Source organism: Enterobacter cloacae complex sp. 302F9, assembly GCF_050030335.1.
GTDB classification, from domain to species: domain Bacteria; phylum Pseudomonadota; class Gammaproteobacteria; order Enterobacterales; family Enterobacteriaceae; genus Enterobacter; species Enterobacter hormaechei_C.
Map to the genome: position 1 here is coordinate 1,546,418 of NZ_JBLGUC010000001.1, position 20,437 is coordinate 1,566,854.

Sequence of the window (20,437 nt, forward strand, 5' to 3'; positions counted from 1 at the left end):
AATTTCCCTAACACATCAGTGAGATAAATAGTTTTTGAAGGCATCGGTTTGCGGGTTAGTGAAGCAGCTCGCGTCACCCTGCTCAACGATATACCCGTTTTCCATATAAACCACGCGGCTGGCGGTTTTGCGCGCCACTTCCACCTCGTGGGTCACGATGACCTGGGTAATGTTGGTTTCCGCCAGCTCACGAATAATGCTCACGATCTGGGCGGTAATTTCCGGGTCCAGCGCCGCGGTTGGCTCGTCAAACAGCAGCACCGCCGGCTCCATCATCAGCGCACGGGCGATCGCCACACGCTGTTGCTGACCACCAGAGAGGTGTAAAGGATACCGGTCGCTGTACGGTTTCAGACGCAGACGTTCCAGCAGCTTTTCCGCACGCGCCATCGCCTGGTCTTTGCTTAAGCCAAGCACGCGGCACGGGGCTTCAATCAGGTTTTGCACCACCGTCAGATGCGGCCAGAGATTGTATTGCTGGAAAACCATGCCCACGTTTTGACGCAGTTCACGAATCGCTTTATCAGACGGGGTTTTCGCGAAGTCAAAATGGTTACCGGCGATGGCCAGCGTCCCCGAACGGGGCATTTCAAGCAGATTAAGAACACGCAGAAGGGAGCTTTTTCCCGCGCCGCTTGGGCCGAGCAAAACCAGCGTTTCGCCCTCCGGGCAACTCAGCGTAATGTCGAACAGCGCCTGGTGTGCGCCGTAGAAGCAGTTAATGCCGTTTAGTTTAATACTCATCGGGGCAGTCTTTACTCATCCAGGCAATCTATAGCAATTGAGGCCGCAGATAGTACCGTTGACAGAATAGTTATGCAATATTTCTGCGTTAAAAGTTAAATATAACCCGTGTTTCCTCTTAAACATAGCACAAAATAGCGACGGGAAAGGGGGGCGAGTATAAATGTCGGCATTCCGCAGGAAATGCCGGACATTTTACGGGGTTAACGTTTATTGAACGGAGGCGTTAGCGGTTCTCGATCGACTGGCGAAGGGTGCCCGCCGGGGCATGAACGCTGCCGCCAATGTAGCGCACATCGTCTATTGCCCAGCACTGGCCTTCACGGATCATCAGCACCTCATCCTGCCAGGTTTGCGTCCCCTGGGTGAGCTTCACGCGCAGGGGAATATTGCGTGCGTCGGTATTCGGTATGGTGGACGCGCTGGCGACGTCGGCGCTGTCCGGCAGCGTGGCGCGGCTGGAGAACGGATCGGATGACAGCAGGGCGTTGTGCTGCGGATCGCGCGAAGCGTCGGTGAGCAGTTTCGCCAGATTATCGCTCAGGTACGGGCGCAGGGCGGTCAGGTCATTACCGCGATGCTGAATACGGTAATCATAAAATTGTTGCGCCACGGCATCCGGGCCACCCTCAATACAAGGGCCGCTGCGGGTTCCGATATCCTTAAAGGCTGGCGTGACCGGCGTTGTGCAGGCGCTGAGCACCAGCGCGCATGGCACTAAAAGCGTTAAAGCAGAGTAGCGCATGTTGATTTCCTTATTTATTAACTATCCTTTCAATCATAGCGTAACGAACCGATAATGCTGTCGCTAACGCATTGAACGCTAAAGAAGGAGAGAAAGTATGCAATTTTCAACAACGCCAACCCTGGAAGGTCAACCGATTACCGAGTACTGCGGCGTGGTCACCGGTGAGGCGATTCTGGGCGCAAACATTTTCCGCGATTTCTTTGCCGGCATTCGGGATATCGTCGGGGGTCGTTCCGGCGCGTACGAGAAAGAGCTGCGTAAGGCGCGCGAGATTGCGTTTAAGGAGCTGGGCGAGCAGGCCAAAGCGCTGGGCGCGGATGCGGTGGTGGGCATTGATATCGACTACGAAACGGTCGGGAAAGATGCCAGCATGCTAATGGTGAGCATAAGCGGCACGGCGGTGAAGACCCGTCGATGAAGCGTTCGCTCTCAACCCTCCTGCTGGCGATGTTGCTGGCAGGATGCGCCTCGGAAGAGGGCATTGTTGATAAAGGCGCCTACGAGCTGGATACGCGCCATCAGGCGCAGGCGGCCTACCCGCGTATAAAGGTGCTGGTTATTCACTACACCGCCGATGATTTCGACACCTCGCTTGCGACCCTGACCGATAAAAACGTCAGCTCTCACTATCTCATCCCCGCAAAGCCGCCAGCTCCGCAGGGCAAACCGCGTATCTGGCAGCTGGTCCCGGAGAGCGAACTGGCCTGGCATGCGGGCATCAGCTTCTGGCGTGGCACCAACCGCATAAATGATACCTCCGTCGGCATTGAGCTGGAAAACCGCGGCTGGCGGAAAACCGGTGACGTGAAAACCTTTACCCCCTTCGAACCGGGGCAAATTGCGGCGCTGATCCCGCTTGCCAGAGACATCATCGCCCGCTACGACATTAAACCGCAGAACGTGGTGGCACACTCGGATATCGCCCCGCAGCGTAAAGACGATCCTGGGCCACTGTTTCCGTGGCGCGAACTGGCGCAGCAGGGTATCGGAGCCTGGCCTGATCCGGCGCGCGTAGATTTTTATATCAACGGGCGACCGCATTATCAGCAGGTTGATACCGCAGCACTGCTCGATTTGCTGGCGCGCTACGGTTACGAAGTGCCAGAAAACAGTACGCCCGAACAGCAAAAACGCATCATCATGGTTTTCCAGATGCATTTCCGTCCGCAGTTATGGAATGGCGTAGCGGATGTGGAAACCATGGCGATTGCCGAAGCACTTTTAGAGAAATACGGGCAGGGGTAAACCTTCGGACTACCCCCGAATGAGTATATTTTCGTAAGTTCCTATCAGATTAATCCTAAGTACAAACTCATTTCATTTTTAGTTAATTGACTTAAAATTATCCGGATTTAAGATGGACACATAGCGCGCTAAGTAATTTGGCGAATTAATAAAAAGCTTCACTCTTTTTTTGTTTATTCTTGACGTTTTCATCAGGAAAAATATTTATGGCTCGGTAACAACACCGTGGCCATTCTTTTTAAAAATCACATCTTAAATCGGGTATAACAATGTTAAGCATCTATGGAAAAAAATTACGTCCGCAACATGAAATGGAAAAGATCATTTCTGCAACCTCAGGCGTTGAAGAAAGAACGTTAAAAAAATGGCAGAAAATTTCCACTTCTGATTCCGGCTATATTCATATTATCGTTAGCGGTGAAGTCGAATTTCGACGTGAATCTGACGAACTGTGCATGTTCACCGTCACCGGGCAATGCATTTTCGGCCTGTCGTCAATGTATTACAACGCCACCCATATGTACGGCCTTGTTCGGACGAATACGGTTGTTCGCTCGATCAAGAAAGAGGTCTTCGCCCAGCTGATGTCCGAAAAAAATCTGTGGCCAGAACTGACCAAAGTCCTTTCCTGGTACATCTGCATGCTGAGCAAACGTGATGATGTTCTGGTTGCCCGCAGTGCGTATTCCGTTGTCCGCGAATTTTTATATGAGATTAACGACCTGATTGTTCAACAACAGCGTGATATTAACGTTTATGATTACATTCAGGAATACACTAACCTGGCACGTAGCACTATTATTAAAATCCTCTCCGATCTGAAAAAGGGTCAATATATTGTGGTGGAAAAAGGTCGACTGCTTAACCTTACCGCACTGCCTGAAAAATATTAATACCTGCTCCCGCCGTCTCCTTTTTCACTGAAAGGAGAACGGCTATTTCCACTGTTTTTTACACTGGCTTGTGAATTATCCTGCGTTTCGTCAACCGGCGGCGCGGGAATTTTTCCTTGAGAATAATCCTGCTCCTGCTCTTTTAGCGCCTGCTTAAATAATTCCGTTAATGATGACTCTTCACTGCCCGTGCTGGCGGGAGCGTTATCGTGCTCATGCGCTTCGGTCCCGGGTAAGGTATCCCGCGAGGCGTCGTGTGGCACCGCGCCGTCGGGCGCCTGCTGCCAGTCGCCATCATCACTGTTGATCGGCAGATCCTGCATCGATGGAACATCAACTGGCACTGGCGCAGCTTTAGGCTGCGGATGCGGGAACGGTTTACTCACGTACACGTAATGCATATCCGAAAGCTGCGTTTCCGGTTTCGCAACGCTGGCGTTGACCGGTTCAGGCGCCGGGTGGTGCAGGTTCCAGTAGACGTGCATATACAGGCCGACAACCAGCATGACGCAAAGCCCGACCAGCCATAACGCTGTTTTGCCGAATACGTTTTTCAGGCTGGGGAGACGGTACGAAAACCAGACCGCTTCCCCGGTTGTATAGCTGCGCTGGGCCGCAAGACAGATGGTCGACATTAGGCTTTCTTCTCCTGCATTTTCGCGTCCGGGGTGGTGCGGGTGGTCTGAATCAGTACGCCCGGCGTGCTGTTGGTCACGCGCATCAGCTGCATCAGCGTATCTTCACCGGGGATACCATCCACGTGCAGATGCATTTTTTGCTGGAACTCGCGGGTGCGTTTCATCATCTCTGTGGTCCAGATCCGGGCATGCGTTTCAGGCTGGCTCAGCGCCAGGCTTAATTGCTGATCCAGCCAGGCCATATCTTTGCTGTCGCTGGCCGCGCCGATCGCGTCTTTACCTTCCGGTGTCAGGCGGTGCAGCTGGGTGAAGTTGCCGGTCGCGTGCCGGTTAAACCAGCTGCGGCTCACCTGCCAGGTCCGGTTATTCATTAACAGGTCAATGGACGTGTCCCCGACCCTGGCGACCACCGCATAGTTAAGATGGCCGCTGGTTTTCAGTTCACTGACCCACGGATACCCTTCCTGCGCCAGCGTCTCCGGCGACGCGTTCCCCTGTTTACACATCAGGTTCACTTTGGCGGCGTTCTGGCACAGCGCATCTTCGGCCGAGGCGTCATACCCCCACATGAGATACAACTGATGCATCGCATCCGGCTGATTAACTATTTCGTTGTCGATAACCGGCACTACGGGCGCTTCGACTTTTAGCGATTGCTGTTTCCAGCTGACGGGCACCGGCAGCTGGATCGGCAGGCGTGCGCCGATCGATGAGGTCAAATACCAGCCGCAGGCGGCAAACAGCACGGACGCAAACAGCCCCACGGTCGCCAGGCGCTTACCGTGTTTTTGGGCGGGCAGGATCTCTCCCGCCGCCAGACGTAAATGACGTGGGCTGACCTGGGCCGCGCGTTCCGTCCAGGCGGCGAGCATTGACAGGTGCGCCAGCGCGTTCAGTTTGCTGATGTTGCCTTTGGTTAGCGTGTGCATTTTGCGCACGCGGGCAGGCGGCAACGGCGAGTTTTCGCAGCCGTGTTCTTCGCACTGGGCCTGTACATAGCTCAGGTATTCGCGGCAGGTCAGGGGGCGCAGGGCATGATGCGTGTGCGTATATTCGCGCAGTTCAGGTTGCTTTAGCAGGATCTCCTGATCCGCATTGCCCGTCAGTACCACGGCGAGCCGGAAGTTCAGCTCCTGGGCGCGCGTGAGCAGCGTTCCCAGGACTTCACGGCAGCTCTCCTTCATGGCTTCGGCATGGGCGATCGTCACTACTCTGGATTTCGCTTTCCCCTCCTGCCACTGGCGCAGGACGGCATCCACCGCCTGCATGCGATCTTTAATCGCTTTCGTTCCCGGGTTGAGTTTGTACAGCAGGCTACTGGCACTCAGTTTGGGAAACGCGTTGATGGCAAGAACGGTATGGTTGCTGGCTTTCAGCGCGTCGATGAACTGACCCAGAAGCGGAGCGTCGTCGCAAAAAAGCCCGATAATTCCCGCCAGCTGGGTTTTCTCTTTCAGCAGGTTGAACACGTCCTGATGATAAGGCACCAGAAAATCACCGGATAAACGGGTGATTGTCCTGAATGGCGGATTTTTAAAATTAAAGTGGCTCTGATACATAACGACTTACCGTCTCTGATTAGGAATAGCAACAGCAGCAGAAAGTAAGGTAATGCCCCTGAGCGGTCAATTTGCAGACAGAGTAAAAATATCCAGCCGGCTGCGCCTAACATCTGGAATTTATACGGTCAATATTTTTCTTTATGAAAGTTGGTGGCGAAGTCAGTGGTCGCGTTTGCAACAGCTTATTACTATTTTCCTCCATATTGGCGCAGTATGACGCTGCTTATTTTTGCTTTGCTATAGGCCGGATAAAAAATGAGGTTCTCATTTCTGTCACGGTGGATAACGCCTTGTATTATGTTTTTGCTGCTCATTTTTTGTGGCCAGCAAGGCTATCTCACCTTTAAAGATTATAAAAAAGTTATGAATAAGTTTGCTAATTCTGACCTACAGCCGCTGAAAAAAACGCGCGAAGACAAACCCTTCACGCTTTTTACGGCTGCCGTCCGTCAGGAGAATTTATCGGCTGCGGCAAAACCCCCGCTGGCGGCGGAGATTGAAGGCATTGTGCGCAGTGATGACGCCTGGCTCTCCTTCGTTGTCATCAAAACCCCGGGCGGCCAGCGAAGCTACCGCGAGGGTGAACCGCTCGCCGGGTTTAACGACGCATTTATTCAGGAAATAAACAAAGATAATGTGGTGGTTAATTATGAAGGTGCTACGCAGGTACTGGCGTTAAATAAACCGGACTATTTTAAGGGGGGCGTGGAGAGCGGCCCGGTTACAAAATCGACGAAAGATGCTGGCGCAGAGAGTGTGCATCTTGATGATTATCTGGTGTTAAAACCCATCATTGAAAAAGGCCGACTGGAAGGCTACAGGATAAACCCAAGGAATGCCTCCGCCTTTTACAGTCAGTCAGGTCTGGAAAAAGGCGATGTGGCGATTCAGGTTAACTCTGTCGATATGACCGATGAAGCAAAAGCGAAAAGCATTATTGCCAACTGGTCGAAAATGAAAGAAGCGGAGGTCATCGTACGACGTCACGCTCACCTTGAAAATATTCGGGTTAATGTTCTAAACAATTAATAAGTGTGCAGACATGAAAAAATTTCCCTGGGCGTGCGTGGCGCTGACCGCATTGTCGTTATATTCCAGTTCGCTGCTTGCAGCTAACTTTAGCGCAAGTTTTAAAAATACTGATATTCGCGAGTTTATCGATACGGTAGGTCGCAATCTCAACAAAACTATTCTGGTCGATCCGTCCGTCCAGGGAACCGTCTCGGTCAGAACCTACAACGTGCTGACGGAGGATGAGTATTACCAGTTCTTCCTGAGCGTGCTGGATCTCTACGGCCTGTCGGTGATCCCGATGGACAACGGCATGGTCAAAGTGGTGCGCTCAAGCGTAGCGCGTACCGCCGGTGCGCCGCTGGCAGACAGCAAGAACCCGGGCAAAGGTGACGAGATTATCACCCGCGTGGTGCGTATGGAAAACGTACCCGTTCGCGAGCTGGCCCCGCTGCTGCGTCAGCTCAACGATGCCACCGGCATCGGGAATGTGGTCCACTTTGAGCCGTCCAACGTCCTGCTGTTAACCGGTAAAGCCTCGGTGGTGAACCGCCTGGTGGATCTGGTTCAGCGCGTCGATAAAGACGGTATTCAGCGCCGCGAAATCATCCCGCTGCGCTTTGCCTCTGCCAAAGAGCTTTCGGATATGTTGAATAACCTCAACAACGAAGAGCAGAAGGGGCAGAATGCGCCGCAGCTGGCGACCAAGGTGGTGGCGGATGACGAAACCAATAGCCTGGTGATCAGCGGCTCGGAAGATGCGCGCGCGCGTACCCGTTCCCTTATCCATCAGCTGGATCGCGAGCAGAATAACGAGGGGAACACCCGCGTCTTCTACCTCAAATATGCCAGCGCCACCAAAGTGGTACCGGTGCTGACGGGGATTGGCGAGCAGCTGAAAGACAAGCCGGGCGCGGCCAAAGCGAAAACCGCGAGCGCCTCAACAGACCTGAACATTACCGCCGACGAGTCGACCAACTCCCTGGTGATCACCGCGCAGCCTAACGTGATGAACTCCCTGGAGAAGGTGATCGACAAGCTGGATATTCGCCGTCCGCAGGTGCTGGTGGAAGCGATCATTGCCGAAGTGCAGGACGGCAACGGCCTGGATCTTGGCGTGCAGTGGACGAGCAAGCACGGCGGCGTGCAGTTTGGCGCTACCGGCCTGCCAATCAGCCAGATTAAAAATGGCACCATGAAAGGGGCGAGCTTCACGGGCCTTGCGACCGGCTTCTTTAACGGTGATTTCGGTGCGCTGGTGACCGCGCTCTCCACCGACGGTAAAAACGACATCCTCTCCACGCCAAGCGTGGTCACACTGGATAATAAAGAAGCGTCGTTCAACGTCGGTCAGGATGTGCCGGTGCTTTCCGGTTCGCAAACCACCAGCGGCGACAACGTCTTTAACTCGGTTGAGCGTAAAACCGTGGGGACCAAGCTGAAGATTGTGCCGCAAATCAACGATGGCGACATGATCCACCTGAAGATTGAGCAGGAAGTATCCAGCGTCGACAACAGCGCAACGGAAGATTCCAGCCTCGGCCCAACCTTCAACACGCGCACGATCAATAACGAAGTGATGGTCCACAGTGGCCAGACGGTGGTGCTCGGCGGTCTGATGGAAAATGTGACCAAACAGTCGGTCTCCAAAGTGCCGCTGCTCGGCGATATCCCGCTGGTCGGGCAGCTGTTCCGCTACACCTCGCAGGATACTTCCAAACGCAACCTGATGGTGTTTATTCATACCACCGTCCTGCGTGACGACGACAACTACAGCGCAGCCTCGAAAGAGAAATACGACCAGATCCGGGTGCGCCAGATGCAGCGCGTGGAAGAGAAAAAGCTCGGTATTGTCGAGCCGAGCGACAACGCCGTACTGCCAGCGTTTCCTGCCGCCAGCACTGCACCCGTGAAAACCCACGCGGCACGCAATCCGTTTAAAGAGTAAGGCGGAGGGGAAACGTGGACGAACTGACTAAAACCCTGTGTAGCAGCAACTACGCAAAAGAAAACGGCGTTCTGCTTTACAACAATGACGTCTATATCCGTGAGGACACCCCGGCGTTAGCGCTGCTGGAGGTGCGTCGGGTGCTGGGACGCGCGTTTGTCCCGGTTACCCTGGCGCCGGAAGCGTTTGACGAGATGCTGGCCAAAATCTGGCAGCAGAGCAGCGGCGTGTCGCAGCAGCTGGTGGACGACATGGACGCGGATATCGATCTGATGGCGTTAACCGAGGAGATCCCGGATAACGAAGATCTGCTCGATAACGATGAAAACTCGCCGGTGATCCGCCTGATCAACGCCATTCTCGGCGAGGCGGTGAAGGACGGCGCGTCGGATATTCATATCGAAACCTTCGAGCGCACCCTGAGCATACGCTTTCGCGTTGACGGCGTGCTGCGCCCGGTGCTGCAACCGGCGCGTAAGCTCGCCCCGCTGCTGGTGTCGCGTATCAAGGTCATGTCGAAACTCGACATCGCCGAGAAACGCCTCCCGCAGGATGGCCGTATCTCCCTGCGCATCGGTCGCAAGGCCATCGACGTGCGCGTCTCGACCATTCCGTCCCAGTACGGCGAGCGCGTGGTGATGCGCCTGCTCGATAAAAGCAATCTCAAGCCCGACATCAACAAGCTGGGGCTGATTGATGAAGAGCTGGAGAAGCTGAAAGGGCTGATCGACCGCCCGCACGGGATCATCCTCGTTACCGGCCCGACGGGTTCCGGTAAAAGTACCACGCTGTACGCCATTCTTTCGGCGCTGAACGGCCACGAACGCAACATTCTGACCGTGGAAGACCCGATTGAGTACGAGCTGGAAGGGGTGGGGCAGACGCAGGTTAACCCGCGCGTGGACATGACCTTTGCCCGCGGGCTGCGCGCCATTCTGCGTCAGGACCCGGACGTGGTGATGATCGGGGAAATTCGCGACGGTGAGACCGCCCAGATTGCGGTGCAGGCGTCGCTGACCGGTCACCTGGTGATGTCGACGCTGCACACCAACAGTGCCGCAGGGGCGATAACCCGTCTGCGGGATATGGGGCTGGAGTCCTTCTTAATCGGTTCATCGCTGCTCGGTGTCATTGCCCAGCGTCTGGTGCGTCGGCTGTGTACGCACTGCCGGACCACCAGTCCGCTGGACGCCAATGAAAAAGCGCTGTTCAGCTTTATGGCCGCGCCGCCAGACGCGATTTACCGCGCGGTGGGGTGCGAACACTGCCGCCAGAGCGGCTATCAGGGCCGCGCCGGTATCCATGAATTCCTGGTGGTGGACAGCGCCATGCGCCGCGCCATCCATGAAGATAAGGACGAAATGTCCCTCGAAACGCAGCTTTTTAAGCATGCCTACAGCCTGCGTGAAAACGGGCTGCTGAAGGTGATCGGCGGCGTGACGTCTCTGGAAGAGGTCATGCGCGTCACCGCCGAACGTGGGGGGGATGCGTAATGGCTTTCTACGCCTGGACGGCAACGGATGCCGCGGGGAAAACCCAGCGCGGGACGTTACAGGCCGAGGGGCAGAAGCAGGTTCGCCAGTGGCTTCGCGAGCAAAAGCTGATGCCCGTCAGCATCACCGAAACCCGCGAGGCGGCGGGCGGGAAAGCGAAAACCGGGGCGAAGCTCTCCACCCCGGTGCTGTCGATGTTTACCCGTCAGCTTTCGACGCTGGTCAACGCCGCGCTGCCGCTGGAGAGCGCGCTGAAAGCGATCTCGAAGCAGACGGAAGACAAAAAGCTGGCGGCGATGGTGGTGGAGATCCGCGAGAAGGTGGTGGAAGGCCACACCCTGTTCGATGCCTTCAGCCAGTTTCCGCGCACCTTCGACAAGCTTTACTGCACGCTGGTGATGGCCGGGGAGAAAACCGGTCACCTGGGCGACGTGCTGGAAAAGCTGGCGGAGTACAACGAGCAGCGCCAGAAGATGAAAAGCAAGCTGACGCAGGCAATGGTCTACCCGATAACCCTCACCGTGGTCGCCATCGCGGTCATCAGCATCCTGCTGGTGGCGGTGGTGCCGCAGGTGATCGAGCAGTTTACCCACATGAAGCAGCAGCTGCCGATCACCACCCGGACGCTGATTGCGGTAAGTGATTTCCTGCAAGCCTGGGGCATTTATATTGTGGGCATTCTGGGCGGCGGCTTTATCGGCTTCAAAACCTGGCTGAGGAATGCCAAAAACCGTTTTCGCTGGCACAGCTGGCTGGTGAACGGCTCGCCGATTAAAAAGCTGGTCTGCGCCATCAACAGTGCCCGCTATATCCGTACCCTGAGCATTTTGCAGGCCAGTAGCGTGCCGCTGCTGGAGGGAATGTATATCGCGATGGACGGTATTGAAAACCGCTATGCCCGGCAGGTGCTGGAACAGGCCGCCGACACCGTGCGCCAGGGGGCGTCGCTGTATGCGGCGCTGGAACAGGCGAAATTATTCCCGCCCACCATGCTGTATATGATTGCCTCCGGTGAAGAGAGCGGGGAATTAGGTAATTTAATGGATCGCGCGGCGGAAAATCAGGAATCGGCCTTACAACATCGAATTACATTAACGCTGTCGGTCTTTGAACCGGCGCTGGTGGTATCCATGGCGACGATTGTTTTATTCATCGTTCTGTCAATATTACAACCGCTTCTGCAACTTAATAATATGGTAGGTTAAATCATGGCTTTAAAACGTAAAAACCTGGCTCGCCAGGCGGGCTTTACATTGCTCGAATTAATGGTGGTCATTGTTATTCTCGGCGTACTGGCGAGTATGGTGGTGCCAAATTTAATGGGCAATAAGGAAAAAGCCGATACGCAAAAAGCAACCAGCGATATTGTCGCGCTCGAAGGCTCGCTGGATATGTACAAGCTGGATAACCACCGCTACCCGACCACAGAGCAGGGTTTGCAGGCGCTGGTGACCAAACCTGAAATCGCGCCAATCCCGAACGGCTACCGCACGGACGGCTATATCCGTCGCCTGCCGCAGGACCCCTGGGGCAATGATTATCTTCTGGTGAGCCCGGGTGAACACGGCGCGGTGGACGTCTTCTCAGCCGGTCCGGACGGCGAAGCCAATACCGCCGATGACATTACCAACTGGTCTCTCGATAAGAAAGAGAAATAATGAAAAATCAACGCGGCTTTACGTTGCTGGAAATTATTCTGGCGCTGGTGATATTTGCCAGTTGCGCCATGATGGTGGTGTCCACCATTCCTTCGCGCAGCGGCGCGGATATATTTGGCCAGCAATTAAAAGCGCTCGTTGATTATGGTTCAGACCGTGCGGTGATGGACGGAAATATTGTTGGGCTGGTGATCGCCACCGATAAATATCAGCTGGTGACGATCGCCGATAAAAAAGGCGAGCGTCACTGGATGCCATTATCTGCCGGACGCATTAACACCAAAGGTGATTTTCCGGAAGAGATGCATGTGTCGCTTTCGCCGCAGCGTCTGGCCGCGACGGTGACCTCCGAGCCGCAGGTGATCTTTTTACCGGACGGTGAAATCAGCCGCTTTACGCTGACGCTGCAAAGTTACGACAAACAGCACCATTTCCGCGTGGTGTCGCACGGTGCGGCGCCGGTATCGGTAGAAAACGATGGCTAACGGCAACAAAAAGCAAAAGGGGATGACGCTGCTGGAGGTGATGGTCGCTCTGGTGATTTTCTCCACCGCCGCGCTGGCACTGATGAACTCGGTCTCCCTGAACGTGCGTTTTACCCATGGCCTGGCCGATACCTTGCAGGCCAGTTGGGTGGCGGAAAACCAGCTGGCGGAGGCACAGCTCACCAGAACTGACTTCCCGGATGCTGAACAGCAGGGGACGGAAATCATGGGCGGGCGCAGCTGGAACTGGCGTAAGCAGCGGGTGAAAACCGCCGACAACGTCTGGGCGAATACCCTACGCGTATATGCGGAAAGCGATGAGAGCCAGCCGGTTATCTCCCTGCGCATCATTCCGCCGGGAGAGAGCAAGTGAAGAAAACGCGACGCCAGCGCGGATTTACCCTGCTGGAGATCATGATTGCGCTGACTATCTTCGCGGTGATCAGCACCCTGGCCTGGCAAATTCTGGACGGCGCGATGCGTACCAGCTCGGCCACCGATGCCAGCGCCGCAAAGCTCAACCAGCTTCAGCGCGCCTGGAGTCTGATGGAGCGTGATTTTTTCCAGCTTCAGGCGCGCGCCCCGCGTAATGAGCCGGAGCTGTTTCGTCAGGAGGGCGATGCTCTTGAACTGACCACCCTGAATGGCGTGAGCGGAACGGTCCAGCTGGAGCGCGTGCGCTGGCGGCTGGAAGAGGGGCGTTTGTATCGCGACGTCTGGCCGGTCATTGACGGCCCGGCGGACGTTAAGCCTGACGAGGTGCCGATTGTCAGCGGCGTAAAATCATTGCAGTGGCGGTTTTATCGTCAGGGCTGGCTGACCGCCTGGCACGACGCCGCCCATCTGCCGGACGGCGTGGAGGTTACGTTGACGATGGAAAACGGGGATACCTGGCGCTGGGTGTTCACTACACCGGGTGATATGCCGGAGGTGGCCGCTGCCGCAGCGCCAGCGCCTTCGCCGGAGACCAGACCATGAAACGGATCCGTCAACAACAGGGCGTCGCCCTGCTGGTGGTGCTGATTTTGCTGGTGATGATGTCGGCGCTGGCCGCCAAAATCAGCCAGCAGTTCTGCCGTAATTTGCAGAAAACGCATTATCAGGTAAGCCAGCAGCAGCTGCGCTGGGCGATGCAAACCCAGGAAAAAGTGGTGAAGGACCGGTTACAGACCGACGCCAGCGGCGAGAGCAAGCCGCTGGCCCTGGACGGCGACTGGCATCAGCCGCTGGAGACGCAGGGTGAGGACTATACGGTCGTGAGCCAGGTGGAAGATGCGCAGGACTGCTTTAACGTCAATAACCTGTTGACCGCCGACATCGCACCCCAGGGGCAAAGCGCTCCCGGGGTGGCGGAAAAATCGCGTAAAGAGCGGATTGTTGAACAACTCCTGACGGAAAGCGGCCTCAGCCCGGGCACGGCGGAGGCGGTCTATTTCCAGCTGGTGGATTATCTCGATGGTGACAGCACCACGGCGAAGGAGGGGGCCGAAAGCGATGCGTGGGCTGGCGTCGTGCCCGCGCGGCAACCGGCAAATCAGATGATGCGCAGCATCGCAGAAATCAAACTGCTGCCGGCGTTCCCTGTTACGGCGTATCCGAAGGTGAGCAAGCTGCTATGCGCGCTGCCGGACACTGTCAGCAAGGTCGATGTCAACACTCTGCAACCGGAACAGGCCGCCGTGCTGGCGGCCATGTTCCCGGGAAAACTGACGCGGGATGACGCCGTTCGCCTGTTGGATGCGCGTCCGGAATCGGGCTGGGAAAATATGGAAGCGTTCAGCAAAGCGCTGGAGCAGGCCTTCCCGCAGTTAAAAGACGATCTCCCGCAGGTGGCGGATCAATTTTCTATAAACAGCCGGTACTTCCGCGTGAATTACACCGGCAATACCGATGAATTAACGCTTCGCGTGGTCAGCCAGCTTCAGGTGAATAACGAAGCCGGTGAGATCGTGACGTGGCAGCGTCGTTACCGAATGATTGAATAAGAAAAGTAGAACGTTATGAAACAGGTACTTTTTGTTCGTCCCGACAGCCGCGAGGGCGGGAAAATAATGTGGTGTGAGTCCGGCAGCGAGCGCGTTGAGGTGGTCGACAGCCTGGAGATGCTGGCCGAACACCCCCTGGCTACGCGCGTTTGTCTCCTGTTGCCCGCCAGCGACATGATTTTCCGCCATTTTACGCTGCCGAAAAAGGTGGCTTCTCAGGCGATGGCCTTCTCGTGGATGGCGGAAGAGACGCTGATTGGCGACGTGGACAACCTCCACTGGACGGTACTCCACAAAAAAGGCGCCGACGTCGACGCCGTGGCCATTGACGCCGACCGCCTGCGCGCGGCATTAACCCGCTGTCAGGAGGCCGGATTAAACGTGATTCAGGCCCTGCCTGATGCCTGGCTCTTGCCCGTGACGGCAGGGGGCAGCACGCTGGTCGCACAGGATGATAGCTACTGGCTGCGTTTATCGCCCCATGTGGCGGGTGAAATGGAGGCAACCCTGCTGCCGCTGTTAATGCAGAAAGCCGGGGTCGGGGAAGTGTGGTGTTACGGCGATGCGCCTGCGAAGGTGCACGTTGACGTGCAGCATGCCTGGCAGCATCCGCTGGCACTGATTCAGCCGCAGTGGCAAACCTGCCGCGTTAACCTGCTTCACGGTGAATTCAGCCTTAAGGCCGGTAATGGGCGGGCGGCGAAAAGTATGAAAGCCGCGATGGTGGCGGCGGGTGTGCTGTCTGTTGCTCTGCTGCTGGGGCCACGCATTGCAATGGCCTGGATGCTGGTGCAGCAGGAAAATCGGGTGCAGGAGGAGATCGTCCAGGTTTATCAGCACCATTTCCCCAGCATGCGCCAGCAGACCAATATCAAATATCACTTTGGTCAAAGCCTGAAAAAACAGAGCAAGGGATTCTTTCTTCAGCTTGATGAGCTGGAGAACGCCCGGCAGTCAGTCCTTGCGATGGAGATCGAGCTGCTGGAATACGATGCGCAGCAAAACACCCTGACGCTGAGCGTCAGCGCGCAAAACCAGCCCGCGTTGCAGGCGTTTGTTAACCAGACCAGTGAGAATTTTGATTTTACCTTACAGCCTGTTTCAACAACCGAACCGTATACCGCCATGATCGCAGGGAAACATAAATGAAAGAGCGAATCGCGCAGCTGAAGTCACGCTATCAGAATTATAGCACCCGGGAAAAAATTATTTTAAAAATATGTGCCGTTGCCATTGTGGGGGCAGTGGTGTATTACACGGGAGTGATCCCCCTGGATAATATGATTCAAAATAGTAAGTCGACGCTTAAAAGACAAAAAGAAACCCTTAACTGGATGCGCAGTGAAATTGATAAAAATCATCTTCAGGTCCAGATAGTCAAAACGAATAATCCGCGTACGGTGGTCGAGAACAGCGCCCATGAAATTAACCTTTCACTGACGGATATGCGCCAGGAGGGGCAAACTTTATCGTTCGTGTTGAATCGGGTGAATGTGTATGAATTAAGAAGCTGGCTGCGTGAAATTAATCAGACCTCCGGCGTGAGACTGCAAAAAATAAACCTCACGCCGGTGGACCACCTCAGCGACGTGAAAGCGCAGGTGCAGCTCACCTGGTCAAAAAACGCATGAATACCTTTTCGCTGATGCGGGACGCCTTTCCGGTAGGGTTCCCGATAATGAGTGCGATCCTGGGCGGCATTGTGGGCAGTTTTCTTGGCGTTGTCGCCGAACGCGTACCGGGGATGGTGATGGATGAGGAGGGGAGTGGCAATCTGCTCTTTCCGGCCTCGAACTGTCCGGTGTGCCAGCACGCACTTGCCGCGTGGGAAAACATCCCGCTGCTCAGCTGGCTGTTATTACGGGGACGCTGCCACCAGTGCGGCAGCGCGATCCCGCTGCGACTCTTTCTGGTCGAACTGATCTCCGCCTTGTTTTTTGGCATCACGGCCTGGTGCATGCCGGACGTTCAGGCGCTGTTCTCTTTGTGGTTACTGGCGGCTTTTTTACTGCCGCTGGCCATGATCGACTGGCAGCATCAGCTGCTTCCGGACTGCCTGACCCAGCCGCTGCTGTGGGCGGGGTTAGTGCTCCATGCGTTTGACCACACGTTGCCGCTACGCGATGCGCTGTTCGGCGCGGTGGCGGGCTATCTGTCGCTCTGGCTGCTCTACTGGGCTTTTCGTCTGATCACGGGACGAGAAGGTCTGGGTTACGGGGATTTTAAGCTACTGGCGGCGCTGGGCGCCTGGTGCGGCTGGCAGGTGTTGCCCTCCATTGAACTGGCGGCAGCGTTAAGCGGTATTGTCGGTTATTTCGCCGTAAATAATTTAAATAAAAATAACCTCACTATTTCTTTTGGTCCTTATCTCGCCTTTGCTGGAATAGGGGTATTTATGAGCCAGCAATTTGCTTTCACATTTTAAATATACAGGTCAAGATTTTTTATAAATCTTTTTGATGGAGGAAGGGAAGGACGACCCTTTACGCTCAGTGTATCGTAAGAGATATAAGCTACACGGAATTTCAGCTTGTATCTTTTAATGGAGGAATACAACGCAGCAACAATTTTTTGTTCACGGCACTCACGTTGGTTAAATACGCATTACGCGAAACGCATCCATGATCTCACGGAAGACATGGGTTATTACGTTACGAATAAATTTATCAGGAAATAAAAATGAAATTTATGAAGCCAAAATATCTGGCGCTCTTTATTGCGGCGGCAACCAGCTCCGCATTTGCAGCAGCGCCAGGGGCACCGACGATCGGCTATGGCAATGACAAATTTGCCCTGGTGGAAGTGGATCAGGCAGCCCAGGATTATAACAATCTTGTCAAAGTGCATAACGATGGCGTGGATGTAAAAGTTGAGTGGAACGTCTGGAGTGGTGATGCGCCAACTTCAGCGAAAGTTCTGCTGGACGGACAAACCGTATGGACCGGCGCAGCCGGCGCGACGGGCTCTGCAACGTTTAAAGTGAAAAAAGGCGGGCGTTATCAGGAGCAGGTTGAAGTCTGTAACGCCAGCGGCTGTGCGAAAAGCGCCAGCAAGCTGATTATTGTGGCAGACACCGACGGTAGCCACCTGCTGCCGCTGAATACGTCTCTCAAAGAGAATAACAAAGCGTTTGCGAAGCATACCGATAAAGTGGTTGCGGCCTACTTCCCGGAGTGGGGCGTTTATGACCGTAACTTCCCGGTTGATAAGATCCCTGCGGCAAACCTCAACCACATTCTTTACGGCTTCATTCCAATCTGTGGCGGTGACGGCATCAACGACGGCCTGAAAACCATTGAAGGCGGCAACAGCTTCCGCGTGCTCCAGAACGACTGTAAGGGCCGACCTGACTATACCGTGGCGATCCACGACCCATGGGCTGCGCTGCAAAAACCACAGGCTGGCGTCTCCGGCTGGGACGACCCGTATAAAGGTAACTTTGGCCAGCTGATGGCGCTGAAAAAAGCGCATCCGGACCTGAAAGTGCTGCCATCTATCGGCGGCTGGACGCTCTCCGATCCCTTCTTCCACATGGGTGACCCGGCTATCCGCGCACGCTTTGTCTCTTCTGTGAAAGAGTTCCTCCAGACCTGGAAATTCTTTGACGGCGTGGATATCGACTGGGAATTCCCTGGCGGCGGCGGTGTGAGCGAAAACCTGGGCAATCCGCAGCAGGATAAAGCGACCTATACCGCGCTGATGCATGACCTGCGCACCATGCTGAACGAGCTCTCTGCACAGACGGGCCGTACCTATGAACTGACCAGCGCCATCGGTGCAGGCCGCGATAAGATCGAAGACGTGGATTACACTGCCGCTCAGCAGTACCTCGACCACATCTTCCTGATGAGCTATGACTTCTACGGCGGCTGGAGCAACACCGTTCTCGGCCACCAGGCGGCGCTGCGCGCGCCAGCATGGCGTCCGGACACTGACTACACCACTGAAAATGGCGTTAACGCGCTGCTTTCCCAGGGCGTACAACCAGGCAAGATCGTGGTGGGTGCGGGAATGTATGGCCGCGGCTGGACCGGCGTGCATGGCTACACCGGTAACAATCCTTTCACCGGCACCGCTACAGGTATGGTGAAAGGGACCTGGGAACCCGGTGTGGTTGACTATCGTCAGATCGTTAACGAATACAAAGGCAAACCAGGCTGGGAATACGGCTACGACGCTGATGCGGAAGCCCCTTACGTCTTCAACAAAACTACCGGCGACCTGATCACGTATGAAGATGCGCGTTCAACCACGGCGAAAGGTAAGTATGTTCTGGCGAATAAACTGGGTGGCCTGTTCGCATGGTCTATCGACTCTGACACCGGTGACATCCTGAACGCGATGAACGAAAGCCTGCTGGGCGGCGACGCTACGCCGGTTGATCCGGAGGTCACCAACCACGCGCCAATCGCGTCCTCTGCCGATCAGAACGTGTCTGGCCCGGTAACCGTCACGCTCGATGGCTCTGCTTCAAGCGATCCTGATGGCGATGCGATTACCTACAAATGGACTCAGGTCTCTGGTCCGTCGGTCACCATCACCAACAGCACCAAAGCGAAAGCGACCTTTAACGTTGCCGCCGCGACGTCCGACCAGACCATGGTGTTCCGCCTGACGGTGACCGATGCAAAAGGCCTGAGCAACGCGATTGATGTCCAGGTGGTGAACAAGGCGCCGAAAGCTAACCAGGCACCGGTTTTAAACCCAATGGAAGCGATCACGCTTGAATCAGGTGAAACCTATGCGCTGCATGCCCAGGCCGCGGATCCAGACGGAGATGCGTTGACCTACGCCTGGAGTGTACCAGCAGATATGCACGCTACCGGGACTGACTCCGCGAACGTGAACATCACTGCGCCGGAAGTGAGCTCGACGTCTACCTACACCCTGAGCGTGGTGGTGAGCGACGGTAAGACCAGCGTGCAGTCTAACGTCCAGGTCACCGTGAATCCGAAAGCGGCGCCTGCACCTGTGCCAGATGACGAAGACACTAACCCGGCGGATGACGTTACCCCGCCGGCTGATGATGTGACTCCACCGTCTGACAAAGGGAGCTGCGATGCGCCTGTGGATGCTAACGCCAGCAAATATGCGGCATGGGAATCCAGCAAAATCTACAACGGTGGCGATACCGTAAGCTTCGACCATCTGGTGTGGAAAGCGAAGTACTGGACTCAGGGCAATCAGCCTGGCTTCGGTGTGGATGCATGGGAGCTGGTGAGCAACGTGAAGATGAACTGGCGTTCTGACCTGGTCTACAACGGCGGCGACACCACCACCTATGAAGGAAACGTTTACCGTGCGAAATGGTGGACCCGTGGTGATAATCCAGCCAACAGCGACGTATGGGTAAAAGAAGGCGCATCAACAGACTGCAAATAATCTAACCCATTAATGACTCCCCCTTTTAGAGGGGGAGTGATTCAAAATTCATTTTACAGGATGTTGGTAAGGAGAAATAACCGAAACTGTCAGCAGGTAAAAATGAAAAAGTTGATTTTGTTGTTATTGATAATAAGCCAAAGCGCTCTGGCAAACTGTTGGAATAAAGCGGCGCATTATTATCATGTCGACCCTTATTTACTGTACGCGATAGCGAATGTGGAATCCGGAATGAACCCGTATGCGGTTGGGCAAAACCGCGATGGCACGCGGGATGTCGGGCTGATGCAAATCAACAGTTCGCATTTTACCGCGCTGGAAAGCAGAGGAATCGACGAATACCGGTTAATCACGGAGCCATGTACTTCGATCATGGTCGGGGCTTATATCCTCGCCGGGATGATCAGGGTGTATGGCTATAACTGGGAAGCCGTTGGCGCGTATAACGCCGGACTGAAAAAAGAAAATTATCCGCAGAGGATGAAATATGCCCATAAGGTCTGGGCCAAATATCAGCAACTCAAATTAGCAGCACGTTATTAACGTTTTTTATTTTTGAAGAATTCCTGAAGGTGTTCTTCGAAAAGTGAAAACAGCTGAATGTGGTTTATGTATTAACGGAGTAATACCTAAGCCGGGATTATA

21 protein-coding genes are annotated in these 20,437 nt (G+C 55.0%); 17 read left to right on the top strand and 4 right to left on the bottom strand.

All coding sequences use genetic code 11. From position 1 onward, the window contains the following. Positions 1–15: 15 nt before the first annotated feature. Entirely contained in the window at positions 16–744 is a 729-nt protein-coding gene (gene artP / locus ACQG0T_RS07290; protein WP_006809439.1) for an arginine ABC transporter ATP-binding protein ArtP, read from the bottom strand. Positions 745–970: 226 nt separating this feature from the next. Further along, positions 971–1,489 carry a lipoprotein gene (locus tag ACQG0T_RS07295; RefSeq protein WP_015571007.1) on the bottom strand — a complete coding sequence of 173 codons (519 nt, stop codon included), beginning with the start codon at positions 1,487–1,489 and terminating at the stop codon, positions 971–973. Between the two features lie 97 nt (positions 1,490–1,586). Between ACQG0T_RS07295 and ACQG0T_RS07300 the strand changes: the two genes are divergently transcribed. The 3 genes from ACQG0T_RS07300 to ACQG0T_RS07310 all read left to right on the top strand — a co-directional run bounded on the left by ACQG0T_RS07300 (position 1,587) and on the right by ACQG0T_RS07310 (position 3,630). Beyond that, on the top strand, positions 1,587–1,910 hold the full coding sequence (locus ACQG0T_RS07300) for a heavy metal-binding domain-containing protein (RefSeq protein ID WP_259384552.1): 324 nt from the start codon (positions 1,587–1,589) through the stop codon (positions 1,908–1,910). Further along, entirely contained in the window at positions 1,907–2,737 is an 831-nt protein-coding gene (locus ACQG0T_RS07305; RefSeq protein ID WP_040117433.1) for an N-acetylmuramoyl-L-alanine amidase, read from the top strand. Before ACQG0T_RS07300 ends, ACQG0T_RS07305 begins: the two co-directional genes overlap by 4 nt. Before the next feature lie 269 nt (positions 2,738–3,006). Then, the gene (locus ACQG0T_RS07310) at positions 3,007–3,630 is read left to right on the top strand and encodes a helix-turn-helix domain-containing protein (protein WP_271040647.1); all 624 of its coding nucleotides are present in this window, start codon (positions 3,007–3,009) and stop codon (positions 3,628–3,630) included. Here ACQG0T_RS07310 and ACQG0T_RS07315 read toward each other — a convergent pair. Both ACQG0T_RS07315 and ACQG0T_RS07320 read right to left on the bottom strand, forming a co-directional pair. Further along, a complete protein-coding gene (locus ACQG0T_RS07315; RefSeq protein WP_032653093.1) occupies positions 3,627–4,265 on the bottom strand; it encodes a hypothetical protein in 639 nt (212 codons plus the stop codon). The two genes, ACQG0T_RS07310 and ACQG0T_RS07315, sit on opposite strands and share 4 nt — an antisense overlap. Then, a complete protein-coding gene (locus ACQG0T_RS07320; protein ID WP_426723752.1) occupies positions 4,265–5,827 on the bottom strand; it encodes an ExeA family protein in 1,563 nt (520 codons plus the stop codon). Before ACQG0T_RS07320 ends, ACQG0T_RS07315 begins: the two co-directional genes overlap by 1 nt. A gap of 300 nt (positions 5,828–6,127) precedes the next feature. Between ACQG0T_RS07320 and gspC the strand changes: the two genes are divergently transcribed. The 14 genes from gspC (at position 6,128) to iagB (ending at position 20,335) form a co-directional block, all read left to right on the top strand. After that, positions 6,128–6,859 carry a type II secretion system protein GspC gene (gene gspC, locus ACQG0T_RS07325; protein WP_203436189.1) on the top strand — a complete coding sequence of 244 codons (732 nt, stop codon included), beginning with the start codon at positions 6,128–6,130 and terminating at the stop codon, positions 6,857–6,859. Between the two features lie 13 nt (positions 6,860–6,872). Further along, positions 6,873–8,789, top strand: a complete 1,917-nt coding sequence (gene gspD / locus ACQG0T_RS07330; protein WP_015571003.1) for a type II secretion system secretin GspD — start codon at positions 6,873–6,875, stop codon at positions 8,787–8,789. Between the two features lie 14 nt (positions 8,790–8,803). Continuing rightward, a complete protein-coding gene (gene gspE / locus ACQG0T_RS07335; protein WP_023296198.1) occupies positions 8,804–10,282 on the top strand; it encodes a type II secretion system ATPase GspE in 1,479 nt (492 codons plus the stop codon). Then, positions 10,282–11,487, top strand: coding sequence for a type II secretion system inner membrane protein GspF (gene gspF / locus ACQG0T_RS07340; RefSeq protein WP_045339548.1), 1,206 nt, complete (start codon positions 10,282–10,284; stop codon positions 11,485–11,487). The genes gspE and gspF overlap by 1 nt, the downstream gene beginning before the upstream one ends. 3 nt (positions 11,488–11,490) lie before the next feature. Next, complete coding sequence (gene gspG / locus ACQG0T_RS07345; RefSeq protein WP_003858352.1) at positions 11,491–11,940, top strand: type II secretion system major pseudopilin GspG; 450 nt, start codon at positions 11,491–11,493, stop codon at positions 11,938–11,940. Further along, positions 11,940–12,425 carry a type II secretion system minor pseudopilin GspH gene (gspH, locus tag ACQG0T_RS07350; RefSeq protein ID WP_023303377.1) on the top strand — a complete coding sequence of 162 codons (486 nt, stop codon included), beginning with the start codon at positions 11,940–11,942 and terminating at the stop codon, positions 12,423–12,425. Before gspG ends, gspH begins: the two co-directional genes overlap by 1 nt. After that, positions 12,418–12,798, top strand: coding sequence for a type II secretion system minor pseudopilin GspI (gene gspI, locus ACQG0T_RS07355; RefSeq protein ID WP_015571001.1), 381 nt, complete (start codon positions 12,418–12,420; stop codon positions 12,796–12,798). Before gspH ends, gspI begins: the two co-directional genes overlap by 8 nt. Then, positions 12,795–13,403 carry a type II secretion system minor pseudopilin GspJ gene (gspJ, locus tag ACQG0T_RS07360; protein ID WP_032670232.1) on the top strand — a complete coding sequence of 203 codons (609 nt, stop codon included), beginning with the start codon at positions 12,795–12,797 and terminating at the stop codon, positions 13,401–13,403. Before gspI ends, gspJ begins: the two co-directional genes overlap by 4 nt. Next, positions 13,400–14,410 carry a type II secretion system minor pseudopilin GspK gene (gene gspK, locus ACQG0T_RS07365; RefSeq protein WP_032103417.1) on the top strand — a complete coding sequence of 337 codons (1,011 nt, stop codon included), beginning with the start codon at positions 13,400–13,402 and terminating at the stop codon, positions 14,408–14,410. Before gspJ ends, gspK begins: the two co-directional genes overlap by 4 nt. 15 nt (positions 14,411–14,425) lie before the next feature. Continuing rightward, a complete protein-coding gene (gene gspL, locus ACQG0T_RS07370; protein ID WP_271040650.1) occupies positions 14,426–15,559 on the top strand; it encodes a type II secretion system protein GspL in 1,134 nt (377 codons plus the stop codon). Then, positions 15,556–16,041: a type II secretion system protein GspM gene (gspM, locus tag ACQG0T_RS07375; RefSeq protein WP_017384857.1), complete on the top strand. Its 486-nt coding sequence runs from the start codon at positions 15,556–15,558 to the stop codon at positions 16,039–16,041. The genes gspL and gspM overlap by 4 nt, the downstream gene beginning before the upstream one ends. Next, positions 16,038–16,835, top strand: coding sequence for a prepilin peptidase (locus tag ACQG0T_RS07380; protein WP_045348972.1), 798 nt, complete (start codon positions 16,038–16,040; stop codon positions 16,833–16,835). The genes gspM and ACQG0T_RS07380 overlap by 4 nt, the downstream gene beginning before the upstream one ends. Before the next feature lie 254 nt (positions 16,836–17,089). After that, positions 17,090–19,792 carry a glycosyl hydrolase family 18 protein gene (locus ACQG0T_RS07385; RefSeq protein WP_032670228.1) on the top strand — a complete coding sequence of 901 codons (2,703 nt, stop codon included), beginning with the start codon at positions 17,090–17,092 and terminating at the stop codon, positions 19,790–19,792. Positions 19,793–19,894: 102 nt separating this feature from the next. Then, on the top strand, positions 19,895–20,335 hold the full coding sequence (gene iagB, locus ACQG0T_RS07390; protein WP_252051694.1) for a type III secretion system invasion protein IagB: 441 nt from the start codon (positions 19,895–19,897) through the stop codon (positions 20,333–20,335). Positions 20,336–20,437: the final 102 nt, after the last annotated feature.